The organism is Ralstonia flaminis (genome assembly GCF_958415495.1).
Lineage (GTDB): Bacteria > Pseudomonadota > Gammaproteobacteria > Burkholderiales > Burkholderiaceae > Ralstonia > Ralstonia flaminis.
Genome location: NZ_CATZLL010000020.1, coordinates 45950 through 66176, shown reverse-complemented (window position 1 = coordinate 66176; position 20227 = coordinate 45950). Strand labels below are relative to the sequence as shown.

The window sequence follows — 20227 nt, the reverse complement described above, 5'->3', positions numbered from 1 at the left end:
CGTTCTTACTGCATGAACCAGCCGTGGCTGACCACGAACGACTGGCCGGTCAGCGCGGCGCTCGGGAAGGTCGCCAGGAAGCGCACTGTCTCGGCCACGTCTTCCACGGTGGTGAACACGCCGTCCACCGTCTCGCCCAGCATGACCTTCTTCACGACGTCTTCCTCGCTGATACCGAGTTCCTTGGCCTGCTCGGGAATCTGCTTTTCAACCAGCGGCGTGCGCACAAAGCCCGGGCATACCACGTGCGAGCGCACGTTGTGTGCCGCGCCTTCCTTGGCCAGCACCTTGTTCAGGCCCAGCAGTGCGTGCTTGGCCGCCACGTAGGCTGACTTGAGCGGCGAGCCTTCGTGCGAGTGCACCGAACCCATGTAGATCACCACGCCGCCACGGTCGTCCTTGTACATGTGGCGCAGCGCTGCACGCGTGGTCAGGAAGGCGCCGTCGACATGGATGGCCTGCATCTTCTTCCAGTCGGCAAACGAGTAGCTCACGAACGGGTTGACGATCTGGATGCCGGCGTTCGAGACGAGGATGTCGACCGAACCGAGCTCTTCCGCCACGCGGTCGATGCCGCTGTCAACGGCTTGCTCATCGGTCACGTCCATGCGCAGGCCGATGGCGCGGCCGCCCGCATCGGTGATCTCCTTGGCGACGGCCTTTGCGCCATCTTCGTTCAGGTCAACGATGGCGATAGCCGCGCCCGAATTGGCGAGCGTGAGGGCGATCTGCTTGCCGATGCCGCTGGCGGCGCCTGTGACAACAGCGACTTTGCCTTTCAAATCAGACATGTTGTGTACTCCGTGAGGGTTGACGGGGGAGGGATTACTGCGCGAGGTAGTCGAACACGACCTCGCCCATGCCGAGGGTCAGGTCTGCAATGATGTGCCGAGCTTCGACAATCTCCAGCACCGGCAGTTCGGCCACCGGCGCCAGCGCGTGGTGGGCGAGCTCCAGCGAGGCGGGGCCGCTCCAGGCGCCTTTCATGTCGATATCGACCATATAGTTGCGCGACAGCTCGCAGATGCGCGCGGTCTTGCCGTCCACGTGCGGGATGATCTTGAGCAGGTAGTTGGGTAGCCCCAGCCGGCGCTTCTGCTCGGCCAGATCCAGTTCTCGGTGCTTGTAGCCCATGGTGCCTGTGGCGACACGCACGGGGCCGTAGTCGAGCGTGCCGATCAGCGTGTCCTTGTCGGTCTCGAGCTTGGGGCTGGCGAGTTTTTTGGGGAAGCCCCACATCTCGCGGCCGCCTGCCAGGGGCGGATGGTCGTCCAGGTACATCGCCAGCGTATAGGTGCCGGGCTTGCCCTCGTAGGTGACGGGGATCACCTGGCCGCTCTCGGTGTAGTCGCCAAAGCCCGTGGAGTCGGCCATGCGGATGAACTCATAGGCAACCAGCGGCTCGGGCACTTCCAGCGGCTCGGGCACCATGGCGCGCAGCTTGGCCGGGTCGGTGCGGTACGTGATGATGAAGAACTCACGGTGGATAAAGCGGTACGGGCCGGGCGGGTAGGCCGGGCTCGTGATCGGCATCGCGAACGCGGTTTCGCGGACAGTCTTGATATCCATGGCACTCCTTGTGCGGTGAGGGATCGAGGAGAGGGATTTCGGACAGCGAGAAAAACGAGAAATCAGCCGGCCGTGGAACCAGTTGTGTGAAGCCGGCGCGCCTGGAACACGATAGACAAAGCCTGACGGTGGTGCGCCGGCCGACACGCATGTGACGCAAAAGTCGATCCTGCCGGGCTTATGTGACAGGACGGTCAAATCGTCACATGCGGATGCGAATCACCGGTACCGAGGGATGTTTCCCATGCGTATTTATATGATTGCATGGGCAAATATTGGACTGCGAAGCCGCATATATATGCGAAACCCACAACCTTGGTTGACGGGCGCAATGCGTTGTTGCGCTTGAGGGCGCCGCTATTGCTGGCTCAGGAATGCCCACAGTGCGGGCTCGGCGGAGTAGGCCACGTTAAAGCGTAGCCAAGGATCGAGCGCCTCGTTGGTGCGGAAATACTGGCCCGGTGCCAGCCAGATGTTGTGGCCGATTGCCTGGTCGGCCAATGCGGCGGCATTCGGGTGGCCCGGCAGGCGCGCCCACAGGAAGAGCCCCCGCCCCGGCGTATCGAACGTGACGGCACCGTGCTCGCGCATCCGGGCCTCCGCGTCGGCATGCGCTTTGGCCAGGCGCGCAATGAGTCGCGTCACGTGCTCTGCATAGCCCGGCCGGGTCACGAACGCATGCACGATGCGCTCGGTGATTTCCGATGAGGTGAGGGCGACGGCCATCTTGGTACGGGCCAATTCGCGCGTGATGGCGGCATCCGCGACCACATACCCCGAACGCAGCGACGGCGAGATTGTCTTGGAGAAACCGCTTACATACAGCGTGCGCCGCAGGCCATCGAGCGCGGCCAGCATGGGTGCGGCGGGGTCGGCCAGTTCGCGGTGCAGGTCGTCTTCGACGATCCATAGGCCGTGCTGCTCGGCCAGTTGCAACACGCGGTAGGCGTTCTGCGCGGTCATCGAGGTGCCGGTGGGGTTCTGCAGCACGGAGCTGGTGAAGAGCGCGCGTGGGCGTTCGGCATCATCGGTGCGCAGGATGGCCTCCAGGGCCGCTGTGTCCAACCCATCTGGCGTGCGGGGCACGCCGACTACGCGCAGGCCGGCCAGTTTCAGCACCTGAAGCACATTGCAATAGCCCGGCTCATCCACGGCCACCACGTCACCGGCTTTGAACAGGGTGCGCACGATCAGGTCGAGCCCCTGGGTGGCTCCGCTGGTCAGCAGTACCTGCGAGCGTTCGACGGGCAACCCGCGCAGGGTGAGCGACTCCGCCACGTACTCGCCCAGCGGTGCATAGCCCCACGGGTGCCCGTAGCCCGCCACGCGCAATGCAGAAACCCGGCTCACGGCGCGCATCGCCTCTTGCACGCCGCGCTCGTCCAGCCAATCGTTCGGCAGCCAACCGCAGCCTGGCTTGATGGCGATGGAGCGATCGGCAAACACATCCGACAGCAGCCATGCAGCGTTGAGCTTGGGCGGCTCCCAGCGCGGTGCGACGGGCGCAGGCTGTGCAGGCGCACGTGCGGCCACCAGATAGCCCGAGCGCGGCCGCGCCACGATGGCCCCCAGCGCGGCCAGCCGCGTGTAGGCCTCGGCCACCGTGAACGTGCTGACGTCGTGTGCCTGAGCAAGCTTGCGCACCGAGGGCAGCCGTGTGCCTGGCGGCAGGCTGCGGCTTTCCACGGCGGCACGAATGCCTTGGACTATCTGATCGACCAACGTACGCTGGGGATGATGGGGATCGAGTTCGAGTTGCATGTTGCGATGCGGCATCTGAGCGACATAAGCGCGGCGGGCACCTATACAGTTTCGTATAGAACCGTCATCTGTGCATGTCCGCAGTGCGTGTGACTCTGTACAGTTTGCCCGAACCGTTGTGCTGCATGCACGCTTGCCTGCTTTTCTTCCGGAGACGCCGATGAAACCCGCACCGCACCCGCTGGAAACGACTGATCTGTCCTACTTCTGGATGCCGTTTACGGCCAACCGCCAGTACAAGGCCGCACCGCGCCTGCTCACGTCGGCACAAGGCATGTACTACCGCGACGCTGACGGCCGTGAAGTGCTGGACGGCACGGCCGGCCTGTGGTGCGTCAACGCTGGCCACAGCCGCAAGGAGATCGTCGACGCCATCACCGCGCAGGCCAGCACGCTGGATTTCGCACCCACCTTCCAGATGGGCCACCCGATGGCCTTCCGCGCGGCCGAGAAAGTGGCCGAGCTGATGCCGGAAGGGCTGAACCGCATCTTCTTCGTCAACTCCGGTTCGGAGGCGGTGGACACGGCGCTCAAGATCGCGCTGGCCTACCACCGAGCACGTGGCGAGGGGCAACGCACCCGCTTGATTGGCCGTGAGCGCGGCTATCACGGCGTGGGCTTCGGGGGCATTTCGGTGGGCGGTATCTCGCCGAACCGCAAGGCGTTTTCGGGCAACCTGATTCCGGGTGTTGACCACCTGCCGCATACGCATGCGCCGGAGCACAACGCATTCTCCAAGGGCCAACCGGCCTGGGGTGAACACCTCGCCGATGAGCTGGAGCGCCTCGTCACGCTGCATGACGCGTCCACCATTGCAGCAGTCATTGTCGAGCCGCTGGCGGGTTCGACGGGCGTGCTGGTGCCACCCAAGGGCTACCTGCAGCGCCTGCGCGCGCTGTGTGACAAGCACGGCATCCTGCTGATCTTTGATGAGGTCATCACCGGTTTCGGCCGCCTGGGTGCCGCTACCGCGTCGGCGTTCTTTGGCGTGACGCCGGATCTGCTGACGATGGCCAAGGGCATCAACAATGCCGCCGTGCCGATGGGCGCCGTGGCCGTACGCCAGTCGCTGCACGACACCATCATCGACGCCGGTGCGCCGGGTGCGATCGAGTTGTTCCACGGCTATACCTATTCCGCACACCCGCTGGCCGCCGCCGCTGCGGTTGCCGCTATCGACCTGTATCGCAGTGAGGGTTTGTTCGAGCGTGCGCGCGCGCTGTCGCCGGCGTTTGAAGCCGCGGCGCATTCGGTCAAGGGCGCCCCGCACGTCAAGGACATCCGCAACTTGGGGCTGGTGGCCGGCATCGAGCTGGAATCGCGCCCGGGTGCGATTGGTGCACGCGCGTACGAAGTCTTCTTGAAATGCCTGGAGCGCGGCGTGCTGGTGCGCTACACCGGCGACATCCTGGCATTCTCGCCACCGCTCATCATCGACGAGGCGCAGATTGCGCGCATCTTCGACACCGTCCGTACCGTTCTGCAAGAGGTAGCTTGAGATGAACCGACCGATTGACCCTGCCGTCACCGAATCCGTGGTCAGCCACTACATTGGCGGGCAGCGCTATGCCGGCGCAGGCACACGTAGTGCCGATGTGTTCAACCCCGCCACCGGCGCCGTGAGTGCGCAGGTGCTGCTGGGTGGCAAGGCTGAGGTGGATGCCGCCGTGGCTGCCGCGCAGGCCGCTGCAGCGGCGTGGGCCGAGACCTCGCCGCTCAAGCGCTCGCGCGTTCTGTTCAAGTTCAAGGAACTGCTCGACCAGAATCACGACGCTCTGGCTGCGGCCATCACCCGCGAACACGGCAAGGTGTTCTCCGATGCCAAGGGCGAAGTCACGCGCGGCATTGAGGTGGTGGAGTTTGCCTGCGGCATCCCGAACCTGCTCAAGACGGAATTCACCGACAACATCGGCGGCGGCATCGACAACTGGAACCTGCGCCAACCGCTGGGCGTGGTGGCCGGCATCACGCCGTTCAACTTCCCCTTCATGGTGCCGATGTGGATGGCGCCGGTGGCGCTGGCCTGCGGCAACACGTTCATCCTCAAGCCGAGCGAACGTGACCCGAGCCCGAGCCTGATGATTGCCGATCTGCTCAAGCAAGCCGGTCTGCCCGATGGCGTGTTCAACGTTGTGCAAGGCGGCAAGGATGCCGTGGATGCGCTGCTGGTGCATCCGGATGTGCAGGCGCTGTCCTTCGTCGGCAGCACGCCCATCGCCGAGTACATCTATACGGAAGGTACGAAGCACGGCAAGCGCGTGCAGGCGCTGGGCGGTGCGAAGAACCATCTAGTGGTGATGCCCGATGCCGATCTCGACCAGGCTGTCGATGCATTGATCGGCGCCGGCTACGGTTCGGCCGGCGAGCGCTGCATGGCGATCTCCGTGGCCGTGGCGGTGGGCGATGTTGCGGACAAGCTCGTGCCGCGTCTGGCGGAACGCGCGAAAGCGCTCAAGATCGGCAACGGTATGGACGCCGACAGCGAAATGGGCCCGCTCGTTACCGGCGCGCACAAGGCCAAGGTGGAAGGCTATATCGCCAAGGGTGTGGAAGAGGGCGCCAAGCTGGTGGTGGATGGCCGCGGCCATACGGTGGATGGCCACGCACAAGGCTTCTTCACGGGCGGTACGTTGTTCGATCATGTCAAGCCTGACATGACGATCTATAAGGAAGAGATCTTCGGCCCAGTGCTGTCAGTGGTGCGTGTGCACGATTTTGCCGAGGCGGTGGACCTGATCAACGCGCACGAATATGGCAATGGCGTGTCGTGCTACACCAGCGACGGTGGCGTGGCGCGTGCGTTTGCAAGGCAGATTCAGGTGGGCATGGTCGGCATTAACGTGCCGATTCCGGTGCCGATGGCCTGGCACAGCTTTGGCGGCTGGAAGCGCTCGCTGTTTGGCGATCACCACGCCTATGGCGAAGAGGGTGTACGTTTTTACACACGCTACAAGAGCGTGATGCAACGCTGGCCGGATTCGATTGCCAAGGGCGCCGAGTTCGTCATGCCGACTGCCAAGTAAAGCGGTATGCAGCAATGAAGAAGGGAGGCTATGCCTCCCTTTTTTCTTTGAGCATGCGGTTGGTCAACCGCACCGTCATATTGGCTTGATATTCACGGCGATCGGCTCGCCATCCGGGCCGATCTCGATATCGAAACTCACACGCTGGCCTTCGTGGAATGCGGGGGCGCGTGAAAACTGGATCTCCGAATCCCGAATAAAACGCGGGGCAGCGTGCATTTCTGCAGCTGCCCCGGCGGGCGGATCATATTGAACGGCGTTATCTTCAATTCGGCTGGCCATTGCATTCTCCCATGAGGGACTTCGTCAAACCGGAGCGCCGCTGTTTAGGAGGCGGCAGCCCTTCGACCGCTTGATGGCAAACACGTACTGAACAACCCTTACAACCTGACTTCTAGGGGCTTTTGACCGGCGCGCCGCCTGCCCGGAAGGATGGCGCGCCGTCCTGCAATCGCAATGACGATCTTGGCGGTGCCTGTGCCCCGGCCTTCGACTTACTGCGGCACGATATTCGACGCCTGCTTACCCTTCGGGCCTTGCGTGACGTCAAACGATACCTTTTGACCTTCCTTCAGGCTTTTGAAGCCCGCCGCATTGATCGCAGAGAAATGCGCGAAAAGGTCCTCACCGCCGTCATCCGGGGTAATGAAGCCGAAGCCCTTTGCGTCGTTGAACCACTTAACAGTACCAGTAGCCATGATCTTGAGTCGTAAAGTTGAGAAATCGATCGGCCGCCGGCCAAGAGAAACACAGCAGGCAGACCCGGCCAAACCGGCCAAACGATCGTTTGGTGAATATATGCTTGGCGCGTCTCCTCGTCAAAGTCTGTTTTTTTCACTTCTCTTGTTTAGATCAAGCATAGACGATGCCTGCCGGGCGCATCAGGGTCCGGGCGTTCTCGCCATCGGTGCAAACACTCGCACAAAACCGAGCGTTTTCACCTAAGCTTTAGTGGCTTCTGCCGCACTCCAAAGCCGCGCTAGGCGTGGGCGGCATGGCAGATCTCGCACGAAAATTGCGTGTGCTCCCGCCGTTCCAGTCGCAGGCAACCATGACGACAGCCACCGCCAGCACAATCACAAAAAAACCCGCGTTGATGGTCACCATGGTGGGGGCGATCGGCGTGGTTTTCGGGGACATCGGCACCAGCCCCTTGTATGCATTAAAGGAATGCTTCAACCCCGAGCATGGGGTTCCGTTCTCGGACCAGACCGTTTTCGGCATCCTGTCGATGCTGTTTTGGGCGATGACGCTGGTGGTTTCCATCAAATATGTGGTGTTCGTCATGCGCGCCGACAACAACGGCGAAGGCGGCATCCTTGCATTGACAGCGCTGGCAATGCGCGCCAGCGGCGGCGGTGCCCGGTTCACCCGCACGCTCATGATGCTTGGCCTGTTGGGTGCCGCGATGTTCTACGGCGACGCGGTCATCACGCCGGCCATCTCGGTGCTCTCCGCCATTGAAGGTATGGAAATCATGGCGCCCGCGCTGCAGACGTGGGTGTTGCCGCTGGCGTTGGTGGTGCTGATTGGCTTGTTTCTGCTGCAGAAGCAGGGCACGCACGTGGTCGGGCGCCTGTTCGGGCCGATTATGTTGATCTGGTTCGTGCTGTTGGGGCTGATTGGACTGGCCTCGGTGGTGAAGTCTCCGCAGGTGCTTGTGGCGTTGAGCCCCACCTATGCTCTGGAATTTGCGTTCCGGCACACCATTCTGGCGTTCATCGTGTTTGGCTCAGTGTTCCTGGCGTTGACCGGTGCCGAGGCGCTCTATGCCGACATGGGCCACTTCGGTGCGCGGCCGATCCGCTTTGCATGGTTCTACATCGCCATGCCTTGCCTGCTGCTGAATTATTTCGGGCAAGGCGCATTGCTGCTGCGCGAGCCTTCTGCCGTGCAGAATCCATTTTTCTTGTTGATGCCGAGCTGGGCCGTCGGGCCGATGGTGGTGCTGGCGACAGCCGCCACCGTGATCGCATCGCAGGCAGTCATCTCCGGTGCGTTCTCGATGACGGCGCAGGCTGTGCACTTGGGTTATGCACCACGCATGAAGATTCTCTATACGTCGGATGTGGAAATCGGCCAGATCTATGTGCCGGTCGTGAACTACATCCTGCTGTTGCTGGTGGTGGCAGTGGTGCTTGCCTTCGGCAAATCCGACAATCTGGCGGCTGCCTACGGCATTGCCGTGACGACCACCATGCTGTTGACCACGGGCTTGGTGACCGTCGTCATGCACAACGCATGGAAGTGGAGTCTGCCCGTGGTGGCCTGCCTCGGCACCGTGTTTCTGGCGGTGGACCTGTCGTTCTTCAGCGCCAACCTGCTGAAGATTGCAGCAGGTGGCTGGTTCCCGCTGCTGTTGGGCGGCCTGATCTTTTTCCTGATGGTGACGTGGCACACGGGCACGCAGTTGCTCAAGGCGCGCAACGTGGAGGGCGGCATTCCGCTTGAACCTTTCATGGAAGGCCTGTTGCGCCATCCGCCATATCGCGTGGATGGTACGGCTGTGTATCTCACGCCGAGCATCGAGTTCGTGCCGCTGGCGCTGTTGCACAACCTCAAGCACAACCACGTGCTGCACAAGCGCGTGCTGTTCATTCACTTCCGCACGCTGGCCGTGCCTTATGTGGAGCCCGCCAAGCGGATGGTGCTCAAGACCATCGGCGAAGACATCTACACCGCAGTGGTGGATTTCGGCTTCAAGGAAACCCCCGCTGTCGACGACATCGTCAAGAACGTGGGCCAGCGTCTGAATATCGTGTTTGAGGATATGGAGACGTCGTTCTTCATTACGCGCGCCACGGTGGTGCCGTCACCGCTGCCCGGCATGGCGATGTGGCGCGAGTCGCTGTTTGCCTGGATGCAGCACAACAGCGCCAAACCATCGGACTTCTTCCGGATTCCCGCCAACCGGTTGGTTGAGCTGGGGAGCAAGGTGGAGATCTAACCTCGATATCAGGCCGTGCCTGGCGTGCGCGCCACCAGCAGCGCTGCTGCACGCACCGCGCGCGCGATTTCCTCAGAGACGGCTTCGCTCGAAGTGGCGCGCGCCATGGTTACAGCGCCCGGCAGCAGGGAGAGCAGGCTCCAGGCGCGCTGGTGGCGATCGGCCGGGGTGCCGCCCGGCAGTCCGTCAGCCACCGCATGCACAACCCCTTGCAGGTGCAGTTCATAGGCGGCGCGTATGTCCTCATCCGCCCGGCAGACTTCTGGCGTCAGGCTTTGCAGACCACAGCTTTCGCCGAGTTCGCACACGCGCTTGAAGCCCAGATAGAAGTCGACAAACGGTTCAAGCCAGTCCGTGCCGTGTTGCGCGCGTAATGCAAGCACTCCGCTACGCAGCTCTTCCAGGCCGGCGATCGCGGCTTCCTTGAAAGCCGCGTTCTTTGATGGGAAATGGCCATACAGCGCCCCTGACGTGACCTTGGCTTCCTTGGCCAGCCCGTCGACGCCGATGCCGCCAAAGCCATGCTTGCGAAACCCCCGGCCGGCGGCGGCAACCATGCGGGCGCGGGCTTCCTCTTTGTGTCCTTCCGGGTATCTCATGGTGTGTCGGGTTATAGAACGATCGCTATTCTATGCTTGGCAATCATTCGCGCCATTTCGATAGTATAGATTGCGATCGGTATACACCAAGCTGGCGCTGTGGAGCTTAAGCAGTGTGTACTCTAATGAGTAGGTGGTGGGGCTCTCATCGTTTGGTCGCGCAGTGAGAATGCGATCGCTATCTATTCCTTGACGCCATGAGTTTTGGTTTCTAGATTGTATTGCGTTCGTTATGTAACGATCGCAACATCAACCAGATGGAGTTCCTCATGCCGTTGACGCTCACCTTGACTGAAGGCGTGCTGCCCCCGGGCAGTGAAAGTACTGCTGTCTCCCGACTCACCGAGGCCATGTTGAAATGGCACGGGTTGCTGGGCAACACCGTCATGACTCCCAACGTGACGGCAACCGTCCACGTGCTGCCGAAGACATCCACGTTCTCGGCCGGCAAACCGTTTGCCGGGGCGTGGGTGGAATGGAAGGTGCCCGGTATCGCGTTCGCCAATCGCGAAGTCCAGCAAGGCTTTTTTGCCGATGCCACCAACATCATTGAGGAGTTGTCGGCGGGGCGGCAGCCGCGGGAGTCCATCTTTGTGAATGTGGTGCATGCGGTGGACGGGGCCTGGAGTCTGAACGGTCAGGCCGTGACCAATGCGGAGCTTGGTGCTGCGGTGGCACAGGGCTAAGTCAGCGGTGTTCGGTGCGGAGGGGTGCCAAGTGCATCCCCCTAAAAAACAGCCCTCGCGCAGGAGGGCTCAACAGTGCGCTGCCAGGAGGGAGGCCGCACTGGAATACGCTTGCATGCCTTGCGGGCAATCTCAGAACAGGTGATGAATGCCGGTCAGCACGACGGTCTGCCGATTTGAGGACGACGCGCCGATGCCCAACGTCGTCGCTACGGCGCCCCGGGACGCCTGCCCAACCATCAGGTCCGCATACAGCTGCGTGGTCTTCGATAGCTCGTAGACGTTGGCCAGCGTCAGTTGCGTCCACCGTTGTCCTGCGAGGGTTGTGGTCCATGCGCCCGCATCGATCTGGTATGCCGGCGTCAGTTGGAAATTGACGCCGGCATCGACGCTTCGGTAGCTGTCCGTTTGTCCATTGCGCTCGATACGCACCTGGGTGACGATCCCATGCAGCTTGAAGGCGCCCAGTTGGTAGCTGCCCCCAATGCCGGCGTTCTTGACGTGGCCTGCCACGAACGGCGCACCACCTGCCAGGTTGACGCCCTGAAAGCTGGTCAGGCCAAGGCCACTCGCGAGGTTCAGTGTGCGGTCGTGGTATTCCGAGTAAGCCGCAGCAAGATTGAGCGGGCCATTCGCATAGGTGGCACCCAAACTGATACTGTGCCCTGCGGTGCTGCTGGCCGTGTTGGTGAAGCCATACATGGCACCCAGGGTGATGCCAGCGAACGTCTGGCTGCGGAACTTGACCGTATTCGAGAGTTGCACTGGCAGGGTGTTGCCCAGGCCGTCGATGTTGCCGGGGTGGAACGCGGAAAAATCGCCCAGCGCCTGGGCGGTGGAGAGGGGCCCGAGCATCTCGAAGTGGAAATCAGTCTGGCGGCCGAGTGTGATGGTGCCGACGCGGTTGTCAGACAGCCCGACATAGGCTTGGCGGTTGAACAGTGTTCCTGCGCTGGACATCGCGCCCGTGATGGTTGAGAACCCGGACTCGAGCTTGAACACGGATTTCAGCCCGCTACCCAGATCTTCGACGCCCATCAGGCCCCAGCGGTCTGCCTGATACGTGCCTTGCTGGGCGAAGAAGGATGAACTGCCATGCAGGTTGCTGACATAGCCGATACCGGCATCCAGGCTGCCGTAGAGCGTCACGCTGCTCTGCGCATGTGCGCTGCCGGCAGCCGCCAATAGTGGGAAGGCGATATAAGCCAGGCCCTTTTTCATATGGTCTCCTCCGTTCTATTTGGTATGTGCGGCTGAGCCGTAGCTCACGCCAATGTCTGATACAGGATGGCGGCGCCCGACACGATGGCGAACCCCATCACGCTGATGCGCAGAACCTTGCCGTTGAAGTGGTGGTGGATGTGCTGGCTGATGAACGCCCCTACGATGACCGCCGGGACGAGTTGCAGCGCCGAGACAAACTTGTCGGGCGTGATCTGCCCCGTGACGCTGAGCATCCCGAGTGACACTGCCTCACCGATGGCGAAGCAGAGGGCGATGGTCGACCGCAGTGCCGGCGCCTGGTAGTGCTGGAAGACCATGGCCAGTGCTGGGCCACCGATGCCGGTTGCTGTCTCGGTAATGCCAGTCACAGCGCCGGCGGCCATGAACGCGTTGCGGCCCGGCGCAAACGCCGGTGCGCACAGGGTGGCGGCCGCGGCAGCAACGGTCGATGCGCCAATGAACAGATTGAGATCGTGTGTCGAGATGCGCGACAGGATCCACACGCCGCCCACTGCGCCGGCAATGCGCCCAGCCGTGATCCAGATGGCACCGTTTGAATCCAGCGCGGGTCGCTCACGCCACGCCAGATAGGCATTCAACGGCAGCATCAGGATCAGCAGCGACACCGGCAGCAGACCGGGCTCTACGAGCCCGATGACCGGAGCGGCAATGAGTGCGAACCCCACACCGACTGCACCCTGAACAAAGGCACCGATGGCGACCGTAGCGGCCAGGAGGATAAAGATGGTCAAACTCACAAGATGTCTCGCTTCTGGATTGAGTGGCCCTCACCGGTCGGTGGTGGCATTGGTGGGTTGCGTGGTTTGCCGCACGCGAGCGTTGGACCACGAGGGGGCGTGAACCCGCTGGATCGGAGCGCGCGCCACCACCTCGGCGGCGGCTTTGTCCACCTCCTTCAGGAAGGCCCGGGCATCCCAGTCCAATGGCCAGCCTTGCCAAAGGCGTAGCTTCCCGGCGACGAAGACGGCATCGATCTGGCTGCGATTGGCGAGTCGGACGAGTTCCCAGTTGAGATTCCACGACGGCCGCATTTCTGGCACGTCGATGTCGACCAGTAGAAAGTCCGCAGCTTTGCCCAGCGCAATCTCGCCGGCGAGGGCACCCAGGCGCAGCACGTTGGCGCCACCGCGCAGGGCAAGGTTCAGCCACAGGTCGCCGTCACCGCAGGCCGAATCGCCGGTGCTGAGGCCGAAGGCAAAGCGCTGGGCAGATTCCGCCGCGTCGAGCAGCCGGAAGGCGTCGCCGCGCGTGCCGTCGGTGCCCAGCCCAACCCGAATGCCAAGCGCCGCCATCTGCATGGCAGGCGCCACGGCATTGCCCTTCCATGAGCTGGCGACGGGGTTGTAGCTGACCGCAGCACCGGTATCGCGCAGCAGGTTCAGCTCGGTGGGGGTGACGAGCGTTGCATGGGCGATCAGCGTCTGAGGGCCGAGCGCACCAGCGTAGTGAAGATGCTCGATCGGGCGCATCTTGCGTTGGACGATTGACCGCTCGACCGATGCGAGGTGCTCGTTCGCATGGGTCTGGAAGATCGTGCCGGCGTCGGCGCATAGTGCCGCGGCGGCCTGCAGCATTCCGTCGGAGCCCGCTTCCGGCACCGAAATGGCCAGAGATGGATGCACGAGCGGGTGGTTCTCCCAGCGCGCCAGGTGCTGCTGTGCGCGCGCAAGGATAGCGGCCCGTTCGCGTGCATCAACGTCGTCGGCCATATCGTTGCAGATCAACCCGAGCACACAGCGGATACCGACTTCCTGCGTTGCCGCTGCAATGGTCGTGGCATCGCCATCGGCACGCGTGCCCGCATCGCAGACCGTGGTGAAGCCACCGCGCAGCGACTCCAATGCGGCAAGCTTTGCCGACATGTACAACAGGTTCTCATCAAGGCAGTTTTCCAGCGGTACCCAGATCCGACGGAAGATCTCCGATGGCTCTCCAAACGCAAGTGCCTTGCCGAATGACTGTGTGAGGTGATGGTGGGTGTCGATGAAGCCCGGCATGATCAGCTTGCCCGGCAGGCGGATCGGCGCGAGGTGCGGGTAGCGCGCGATCAGGGCGTCGGCACGGTCGATGTCGAGAAACTTTCCACCCGCAACGACTGCGCCGTGGCCTGTTACTGGCGCCTTGTCCAGCAACAGGTACTCGGGCAACAGCAGCAGTTCATCGGCGCGCAGATCGGTGTGCGACAGGCTGGCAGGTGTGGAGAGAGGCGTGGCGAGAGAGGCCATGGGTTGTTCCTGGTCAAGGGGCGGTTGTCAGTGTTAGTGGCAGGGGTGCTTGTCGCTCACTGCTGTTTCAAGATGCATGGCTGGGTTCGCGGTATCCCGTGGGCGCCAGTGCAGGTGCTCGAAGACGATGTTGACGATCACCGCCGTCAACGCGCCCATGGCGAGCCCGTTGTTGAGCACGATCTGCAGCGTTGCGGGAAACCGGCTGTAGATGCCGGGCACGACGATCGGGAGCAGCCCCATCGTCAGCGCGGCGGCGAGGGTGTACATGCTGGAGCGGGCGCGCAGATCGACCTGGCGCAGCAGGTTGATGCCCATCACCCCGATGATCGAGAACACGACCAGCGCTGTCCCGCCCACGACGGCGGCGGGAATCGCATTGGCCAGTCGGCCCAGCGGCGCCAGCAGCGCGATGACGATCAGGATGACGCCTGCGGTTGCCGTCACGAAACGGGACCGCACGCCGGTCGCCTGGACGATGCCGATGTTCTCGCTGCTGGTGATGATCATCGACGTGCCGAACAGTCCGCCCAGTGCGGACATCAGCGCGTCTGCACGGATGGTCATCGGCACCGTCACGCGTGGGTCGATTTCCTTGCCCACGACCTCGGCAATGGCGACGGTCTGCCCGGTCGCTTCCGCCATCGAGATCACGCTGAAGATCAGCAGCGGCAGTGCGGCAAGCACGTCGAAATGCGGCATGCCGAACGGCAGCGGCGTGGGCAGCGTGATCAGGGGGCCGGACAAGACACCGGTGAAGTTCATCAGCCCGAGCAGGGCCGACAGGGCGGCGCCGGCCAGCATGCCTAGCAGAACCGCCAACTGTCCGAACATGCCTTTGAACAGCCGGGCGAAAAGGATCGTGAAGGCGACTGTGGCAAGTGCCAGACCAATCCAGAGCGGGTTGGCAAACTCAGGTGTGCCCGGACGGCCGACGATGACGCCGCCGTAGATGTTGACCAGGTTGATCGCCACCAGAATCAGCATCGCACCAATGACAATGCGCGGAAAGAACTTCAGGCAGCGTGCGAAGACCGGGAGCAGCAGAAAGTAGAACAGCCCTGCCAGGATGACCGCGCCGGTGGCGGTCTGCAGGTCGGTCTGCTGGGCGATGAGCACGAACAACACGAGAGGTGCCCCGCCGGGCACCATGATGAATGGCAGGCGCGCCCCGAACCCGAGCGGGCCGAACGACTGCAGCAGGCTGCCCAACCCGCAGGCGAAGAAGGTGGCACTGATGAGGTCCACCGTCAGCCCTGACGGAAGCCCGAGCGCCTTGGCGACCAGAAACACGGCAGTGATTGGCGATGCCGCCACCACCATCACGTGCTGTAGTCCAAACAGAATCAGTTTGCGCAGTGGCAACCGCTCGTCAACGGGGTCGGCCGGCTGGGTGTTCGTCATGGTGGTTTGTCTCCGATTTCCCGGCTGGGGCGGGTTGCCCTGGCGTCGGGATGCTCCGGTATCCGGATGCGATGGTTTTGTTTCCCAAATCGATTTGGGGTTGGGGCGAAAAAAATGGGCAAGGCCCCAAATCGATTTGTTAACGTAGAATGCTGCGCTAGAATCGGGTTGTCAAGTCCGAAAATCTATCGATTTTTCATCTCGATAGATGTGCTCGGCGCACGTTATTCAAACGAGAAAGACATGGGGACATCCACCGACGGCAGCATGCAGACTCCAGCGTCGCCAAAGCGACGGCCAACGATTGCCGATGTCGCCCGCGCGGCAGGGGTGTCGCCCACGACGGTGTCACACGCGCTGAATGACAAAGGCTATGTCGACGTGCACACGCGCGAGCGTGTCAAAGAGACTGCACGCGCCTTGGGTTACCGCCCAAGCATCCGGGCGCAACGTCTGCGCACGGGGGAGGCCCGCTCGATCGCATTGATCTCTTCGATGCCGTACGAGGTTGCGGGCGGTGCGTCGCGCCTTGGGTTTCTGATGGAAGTGGCTGCGGTTGCTGCAGCCAGCGCACTGACACGCGGCCTCGCACTTGTCCTGGTGCCGCCCGTGATGGGCAGCCGATTGCCGCTTGAGCAGCTCGACATCGACGGCGCAATCGTGCTTGAGCCCACGGCAGACGATGCGAACGTCGCGCATCTGCTGGAGCGCGGCCTGCCGGTGGTGTGTCTGGGGCGGCAACCCGGCAATGATGCGGTGCCTTACGTGGACATTCATTCCTCAGCAACAACCGAGATGTTGCTGCAGCACTTGAAGGACGAAGGCAGCCAGCGCATCGCACTCCTGATCGGCGCGCAGGAGCGCAATTCGTACATCGAATCCCGGGCGAGCTACCAGAAGTTCTGTGCGGAGCACGGCATGGAGCCGGTCATTGCTGTTGCGGATGAGTCGGGCGGGGAGGCGGCGGGGCGGGATGCCTGTGCCACGCTGCTGCGCGAGCACCCCAGCATCGATGGGTTGTGCGCACTGGTCGATGCCTTTGCGGTGGGGGCGGTGCAGGCCATCAACGGCCACGGGCTCCGTGTGCCGGACAACGTCAGGGTGGTGACGCGCTATGACGGGATTCGGGCGAGAAGTTGCCGCCCGCCGTTGACGGCAGTGGATCTGCATCTGGATGACATGGCCTCGCAGGCCGTTGGTCTGTTGTTTGATCACCTTGGCGGGAACGCAGACGCCCGCCGCTCCATCGCGCCGCCCCTGCCGAATCTGGTCGTGCGTGAGTCTTCGGCTGGCGTTGAGCCCCAGATGATCTAGATCTGAGGCAGGCTGGGCCGTGTTGTAGACGCGTGCGCTGCTCAGGCAAACCGCGTTGCGCTGTCGCCCCGGCAGAACGCCAGTAGCATCAGGTTGCCCGCCTTGGCGTGTTGGATCGCGAGTGACGACGGTGCGGAGATCGTCGCCAGCAGCGGCACCTTCATCTGCACGCATTTGCGTGCCAACTCGAAGCTCGCGCGACTCGTCATGACGATAAAACCGTCTGCCGGGTGGATGCCGAGCCGGGCCAGCCGACCGATCAGCTTGTCCAGCGCGTTGTGGCGGCCAACGTCTTCCAGCACATGCAGCGGTGCATCGCTATCCGCAGGCACCCAGCCGGCTGCATGCAGACCGCCAGTGAGCGCGTTGGCGGGTTGATGTGCAGTCATTGCCTGCATGGCGTCCAGCACCTGTGCATCAGCAAGTGATGCCATCCAGGTCGGCTGTACGAGAGGTGTCGGCGCAGCTTCAAAGGTCTGCAGGCTCTCGATGCCGCACAGTCCGCAGCCAGTTGGGCCAGCCAGTGCGCGGCGTCGCGCCTTCAAGCGGACGAAGCAGTGCGTGGCGATTTCGGTGTGGATCTCGATGCCGTGCGCGTGCGTTTCGACATCGGCACCACGCCAGTCGGCACGGCTGTCGATGATGCCCTCGGACAGTGCAAAGCCGAGCGCAAAGTCTTCCAGATCGGAGGGCGAGGCCATCATCACGGCGTGCGTGATGCCGTTGAAGACGAGCGCCACCGGTGTCTCATCGGCGACGGCGGTGGTGGCGTCTTCGTGCGCGCCAGCACGTGTGCGGCGCGTTGCTGGAGTTGAGACGACGGGCAGGCCTGCAGGGTGACGGGTGAGGGCGGTCATGCGGTGGTACTCGTTACAGCGCGGCCGGCATCGAGCAATACGACCAGCCAGCGTGTGTCATCCATGGTGACACGCAACAGGCCTGCATCGGCCAGCGGATGCAACGCGCGCAGCACGGTACTGGCGCGTTCCCCCACGCGTTTGGTCAGCCAGGGCAACGACACAGGTTTGCCGGGTTCGGTCTCGTGCAGAGCCGCCAGCAGTGCAAGCTGCAGCGCGGACCACGCCGGTTCGTGCGTCATCAGGCTTCGGTTGGAGCCGCAGCCTGCGCGTCGGCGGTGTGTTCCACTTGGCTCGGCACCAGCATCACCGGAATCGACTTGGAGGTCGGCGTACGTGCCTGATCGGCCACGGCAGACAGCGGCACCAGTGGGTTGGTCTCCGGGTAGTACGCCGCAAGGCACCCGCGCGGGATGTCATACGCCACCAGGCGGAAGCCATCGGCGCGGCGCGTGGTGCCGTCTTCGGACAGCGTGATCATGTCGACCCACTCACCATCCTTCATGCGGATGGCACGCAGGTCTTCGGCGTTGATGAAGACCACGCGGCGCTGCCCGAACACGCCACGGTAGCGGTCGTCCATGCCGTAAATGGTCGTGTTGTACTGGTCGTGGGAGCGCACCGTGGCCAGCGTGAAGACGGTGGCATCGGTATGGCGCTCGCGGGCCCGGTGGACGGGCGTGTCGGTCGGAATGCCGTGCGTGTGGAATTCCGCCTTGCCCGACGGTGTATTCCAGACACGCTCCGATGCGGTGTTACGCAGACGGAAGCCACCCGGCACGCGGATCTTCTCGTTAAAACCAGCAAAGTCGTCGAACACGGCTTCAATGCGTTCGCGGATGCGGTCGTAGTCTTCCACCAGCCAGCGCCAGGGGATGGTGCTCTCGGTCAACGTCGCTTCGGCCAGCCGTGCCACGATGGCGGGCTCCGACAACAGATGCGGTGATGCCGGCGGATTGATGCCCGCCGACATGTGCACCATGCTCATCGAATCTTCCACCGTCACGCCTTGCGTGCCGCCTGCCTGCTGGTCGACTTCAGTCCGGCCCAGGCAGGGCAGGATCAGCGCGGCCTTGCCATGCACGATGTGGCTGCGGTTGAGCTTGGTGGTCACGTGCACGGTCAGGTCGCATTGGCGCAGGCCGGCCCACGTAGCGGCGGTGTCCGGCGTGGCGGCCGCAAAATTACCGCCCATGGCGAAGAACACGCGCCCCGCGCCGTTGCGCATCGCTTCGATGGCCCCAACAGTGTCGTAGCCGTGCTCACGCGGCACCCGGATGCCAAAGACTTGCTCGAGCCGATCCAGGAACGCGGGGGCGGGCTTCTCATAAATGCCCATCGTCCGGTCGCCCTGCACGTTGCTGTGGCCGCGCACTGGGCAAGGGCCGGCGCCCGGGCGGCCGATGTTGCCGCGCAGGAGCAGCAGGTTGACGATCATCTGGATCGTCGCCACGGAATGCTTGTGCTGCGTGATCCCCATGCCCCAGCAGGCGATGACGCTACCGGCCTTGATGTACGTATCGCCAGCCTGGCGGATCTCGGCTTCGGGCAGGCCGGATTCGGCCTCGATGGTCGCCCACGACTCGGCACGGACATCGGCGGCAAGGGCGTCGAAGCCACCGGTGTGCTGGGCGATGAACGCGTGGTCGATGATGGCAGGCTCGCTGCGGCTGCGGGCCACGTCGTCGCGCTCGATCACATGTTTGATGATGCCCTTGACCGTTGCCAGGTCGCCGCCGATGCGGACCTGGTGGTACTCGGTGCTGATGCGCGTGGAGCCCAGTGTCAGCATCTCGATCTTGCTTTGAGGATCGGCAAAGCGCTCCAGCCCGCGCTCGCGCAGCGGGTTGAATGACACGATCTTCGCGCCGCGCTTCGACGCCTCACGCAACTCACCCAGCATGCGCGGGTGGTTCGTCCCCGGGTTCTGGCCGAAGATGAAGATGGCGTCGGCTTTGGTGAAGTCGTCGAGCGTGACCGTGCCCTTGCCGACGCCGATGCTGCCCCGCATGCCCGTGCCGGAAGGCTCGTGGCACATGTTGGAACAGTCGGGGAAATTGTTCGTGCCGTATGCACGCACAAACAGCTGATAGAGGAAGGCCGCCTCATTGCTGGTGCGGCCAGAGGTGTAGAAGATCGCCTGGTTCGGATCGGGCAACGCACGCAGGTGCTGTGCGATCAACGCGAAGGCGGCATCCCATTCGATCGGGACGTATTTGTCGCTGGCGGCGTCATAAACCATCGGGTGCGTCAGGCGCCCCTGGTCTTCGAGGGCGTAGTCGGACCACCCGGCCAGTTCTTGCACGGTGTGCTGTGCGAAGAACTCGGGCGTGGTGCGGCGTGACGTGGCTTCGGCGGCCACGGCCTTCACGCCGTTCTCGCAAAACTCGAAGGTGGAGGCGTGGTCACGATCGGGCCATGCACAGCCGGGGCAGTCGAAGCCGTCGGGCTGGTTGGCCGACAGCATCGTCTTGGCACCCTTGGCCGCGATGCCCTGCGACAGCAGTTGATGCGCAACGCTCTTGAGCGCGCCCCAGCCACCGGCCGGATGACGGTAAAACTCGATCTTCTGATGCTTCATGACGGCGCGGTGGCTT

At 63.1% G+C, this 20227-nt stretch carries 18 protein-coding genes; 5 read left to right on the top strand and 13 right to left on the bottom strand.

Annotated elements, in window-relative coordinates:
* Positions 1-5 precede the first annotated feature (5 nt).
* From R2N11_RS24200 to R2N11_RS24190, 3 genes are all read right to left on the bottom strand, one after another.
* On the bottom strand, positions 6-791 hold the full coding sequence (locus R2N11_RS24200; protein ID WP_199029835.1) for a 3-hydroxybutyrate dehydrogenase: 786 nt from the start codon (positions 789-791) through the stop codon (positions 6-8).
* Between the two features lie 34 nt (positions 792-825).
* A complete protein-coding gene (locus tag R2N11_RS24195) occupies positions 826-1569 on the bottom strand; it encodes an acetoacetate decarboxylase (RefSeq protein ID WP_199029833.1) in 744 nt (247 codons plus the stop codon).
* A 357-nt stretch (positions 1570-1926) separates the two neighbouring features.
* A complete protein-coding gene (locus R2N11_RS24190; protein WP_316682668.1) occupies positions 1927-3330 on the bottom strand; it encodes an aminotransferase-like domain-containing protein in 1404 nt (467 codons plus the stop codon).
* A 160-nt stretch (positions 3331-3490) separates the two neighbouring features.
* Here R2N11_RS24190 and aptA point away from each other — a divergent pair, with 160 nt between their 5' ends.
* On the top strand, positions 3491-4828 hold the full coding sequence (gene aptA / locus R2N11_RS24185; RefSeq protein ID WP_199029829.1) for an omega-aminotransferase AptA: 1338 nt from the start codon (positions 3491-3493) through the stop codon (positions 4826-4828).
* Between the two features lies 1 nt (position 4829).
* The gene (locus R2N11_RS24180) at positions 4830-6353 is read left to right on the top strand and encodes a CoA-acylating methylmalonate-semialdehyde dehydrogenase (protein ID WP_316682667.1); all 1524 of its coding nucleotides are present in this window, start codon (positions 4830-4832) and stop codon (positions 6351-6353) included.
* A 75-nt stretch (positions 6354-6428) separates the two neighbouring features.
* Here R2N11_RS24180 and R2N11_RS24175 read toward each other — a convergent pair whose 3' ends face one another.
* Both R2N11_RS24175 and R2N11_RS24170 read right to left on the bottom strand, forming a co-directional pair.
* Positions 6429-6635, bottom strand: coding sequence for a cold-shock protein (locus R2N11_RS24175; protein ID WP_199029825.1), 207 nt, complete (start codon positions 6633-6635; stop codon positions 6429-6431).
* Between the two features lie 212 nt (positions 6636-6847).
* Positions 6848-7051, bottom strand: coding sequence for a cold-shock protein (locus R2N11_RS24170; RefSeq protein ID WP_021192552.1), 204 nt, complete (start codon positions 7049-7051; stop codon positions 6848-6850).
* A 353-nt stretch (positions 7052-7404) separates the two neighbouring features.
* On the opposite strand from R2N11_RS24170, the gene R2N11_RS24165 reads away from it, so the two are divergent.
* Complete coding sequence (locus R2N11_RS24165) at positions 7405-9300, top strand: potassium transporter Kup (protein WP_199029849.1); 1896 nt, start codon at positions 7405-7407, stop codon at positions 9298-9300.
* An 8-nt stretch (positions 9301-9308) separates the two neighbouring features.
* Here R2N11_RS24165 and R2N11_RS24160 read toward each other — a convergent pair whose 3' ends face one another.
* On the bottom strand, positions 9309-9857 hold the full coding sequence (locus R2N11_RS24160; RefSeq protein WP_233176853.1) for a TetR/AcrR family transcriptional regulator: 549 nt from the start codon (positions 9855-9857) through the stop codon (positions 9309-9311).
* Positions 9858-10168: 311 nt separating this feature from the next.
* Between R2N11_RS24160 and R2N11_RS24155 the strand changes: the two genes are divergently transcribed.
* Positions 10169-10585: a 4-oxalocrotonate tautomerase gene (locus tag R2N11_RS24155; protein WP_199029821.1), complete on the top strand. Its 417-nt coding sequence runs from the start codon at positions 10169-10171 to the stop codon at positions 10583-10585.
* Between the two features lie 132 nt (positions 10586-10717).
* Here the strand turns inward: R2N11_RS24155 and R2N11_RS24150 are convergent, their stop codons facing one another.
* The 4 genes from R2N11_RS24150 to R2N11_RS24135 are packed head-to-tail and all read right to left on the bottom strand — an operon-like array spanning position 10718 to position 15459.
* Positions 10718-11806 (bottom strand): porin, encoded by a 1089-nt coding sequence (locus R2N11_RS24150; protein ID WP_316682666.1) that lies wholly within the window; start codon positions 11804-11806, stop codon positions 10718-10720.
* Between the two features lie 44 nt (positions 11807-11850).
* A complete protein-coding gene (locus R2N11_RS24145) occupies positions 11851-12567 on the bottom strand; it encodes a TSUP family transporter (RefSeq protein WP_199029818.1) in 717 nt (238 codons plus the stop codon).
* Between the two features lie 30 nt (positions 12568-12597).
* The gene (locus tag R2N11_RS24140; RefSeq protein ID WP_316682665.1) at positions 12598-14055 is read right to left on the bottom strand and encodes an amidohydrolase family protein; all 1458 of its coding nucleotides are present in this window, start codon (positions 14053-14055) and stop codon (positions 12598-12600) included.
* A gap of 33 nt (positions 14056-14088) precedes the next feature.
* On the bottom strand, positions 14089-15459 hold the full coding sequence (locus R2N11_RS24135; RefSeq protein ID WP_316682664.1) for a uracil-xanthine permease family protein: 1371 nt from the start codon (positions 15457-15459) through the stop codon (positions 14089-14091).
* A gap of 243 nt (positions 15460-15702) precedes the next feature.
* Here R2N11_RS24135 and R2N11_RS24130 point away from each other — a divergent pair, with 243 nt between their 5' ends.
* The gene (locus R2N11_RS24130) at positions 15703-16773 is read left to right on the top strand and encodes a LacI family DNA-binding transcriptional regulator (RefSeq protein ID WP_316682663.1); all 1071 of its coding nucleotides are present in this window, start codon (positions 15703-15705) and stop codon (positions 16771-16773) included.
* A 41-nt stretch (positions 16774-16814) separates the two neighbouring features.
* On the opposite strand, the gene fdhD is transcribed toward R2N11_RS24130, so the two are convergent.
* The 3 genes from fdhD to R2N11_RS24115 are packed head-to-tail and all read right to left on the bottom strand — an operon-like array spanning position 16815 to position 20211.
* Positions 16815-17630 (bottom strand): formate dehydrogenase accessory sulfurtransferase FdhD, encoded by an 816-nt coding sequence (fdhD, locus tag R2N11_RS24125; protein WP_316682662.1) that lies wholly within the window; start codon positions 17628-17630, stop codon positions 16815-16817.
* Positions 17627-17872, bottom strand: a complete 246-nt coding sequence (locus R2N11_RS24120; RefSeq protein WP_199029810.1) for a MarR family transcriptional regulator — start codon at positions 17870-17872, stop codon at positions 17627-17629. The genes fdhD and R2N11_RS24120 overlap by 4 nt, the downstream gene beginning before the upstream one ends.
* A complete protein-coding gene (locus R2N11_RS24115; protein ID WP_316682661.1) occupies positions 17872-20211 on the bottom strand; it encodes an FdhF/YdeP family oxidoreductase in 2340 nt (779 codons plus the stop codon). Before R2N11_RS24115 ends, R2N11_RS24120 begins: the two co-directional genes overlap by 1 nt.
* Positions 20212-20227: the final 16 nt, after the last annotated feature.

Excerpts from the sequence above, each read along its gene's own strand:
- aptA (WP_199029829.1), top strand. The coding sequence starts at position 3,491 with ATGAAACCCGCACCGCACCCGCTGGAAACGACTGATCTGTCCTACTTC.
- R2N11_RS24175 (WP_199029825.1), bottom strand. The coding sequence starts at position 6,635 with ATGGCCAGCCGAATTGAAGATAACGCCGTTCAATATGATCCGCCCGCC.
- R2N11_RS24155 (WP_199029821.1), top strand. The coding sequence starts at position 10,169 with ATGCCGTTGACGCTCACCTTGACTGAAGGCGTGCTGCCCCCGGGCAGT.
- R2N11_RS24115 (WP_316682661.1), bottom strand. The coding sequence starts at position 20,211 with ATGAAGCATCAGAAGATCGAGTTTTACCGTCATCCGGCCGGTGGCTGG.
- R2N11_RS24140 (WP_316682665.1), bottom strand. The coding sequence starts at position 14,055 with ATGGCCTCTCTCGCCACGCCTCTCTCCACACCTGCCAGCCTGTCGCAC.
- R2N11_RS24165 (WP_199029849.1), top strand. The coding sequence starts at position 7,405 with ATGACGACAGCCACCGCCAGCACAATCACAAAAAAACCCGCGTTGATG.
- R2N11_RS24190 (WP_316682668.1), bottom strand. The coding sequence starts at position 3,330 with ATGCAACTCGAACTCGATCCCCATCATCCCCAGCGTACGTTGGTCGAT.
- R2N11_RS24130 (WP_316682663.1), top strand. The coding sequence starts at position 15,703 with ATGGGGACATCCACCGACGGCAGCATGCAGACTCCAGCGTCGCCAAAG.
- R2N11_RS24170 (WP_021192552.1), bottom strand. The coding sequence starts at position 7,051 with ATGGCTACTGGTACTGTTAAGTGGTTCAACGACGCAAAGGGCTTCGGC.
- R2N11_RS24195 (WP_199029833.1), bottom strand. The coding sequence starts at position 1,569 with ATGGATATCAAGACTGTCCGCGAAACCGCGTTCGCGATGCCGATCACG.
- R2N11_RS24180 (WP_316682667.1), top strand. The coding sequence starts at position 4,830 with ATGAACCGACCGATTGACCCTGCCGTCACCGAATCCGTGGTCAGCCAC.
- R2N11_RS24200 (WP_199029835.1), bottom strand. The coding sequence starts at position 791 with ATGTCTGATTTGAAAGGCAAAGTCGCTGTTGTCACAGGCGCCGCCAGC.
- R2N11_RS24135 (WP_316682664.1), bottom strand. The coding sequence starts at position 15,459 with ATGACGAACACCCAGCCGGCCGACCCCGTTGACGAGCGGTTGCCACTG.
- fdhD (WP_316682662.1), bottom strand. The coding sequence starts at position 17,630 with ATGACCGCCCTCACCCGTCACCCTGCAGGCCTGCCCGTCGTCTCAACT.
- R2N11_RS24120 (WP_199029810.1), bottom strand. The coding sequence starts at position 17,872 with ATGACGCACGAACCGGCGTGGTCCGCGCTGCAGCTTGCACTGCTGGCG.
- R2N11_RS24150 (WP_316682666.1), bottom strand. The coding sequence starts at position 11,806 with ATGAAAAAGGGCCTGGCTTATATCGCCTTCCCACTATTGGCGGCTGCC.
- R2N11_RS24160 (WP_233176853.1), bottom strand. The coding sequence starts at position 9,857 with ATGGTTGCCGCCGCCGGCCGGGGGTTTCGCAAGCATGGCTTTGGCGGC.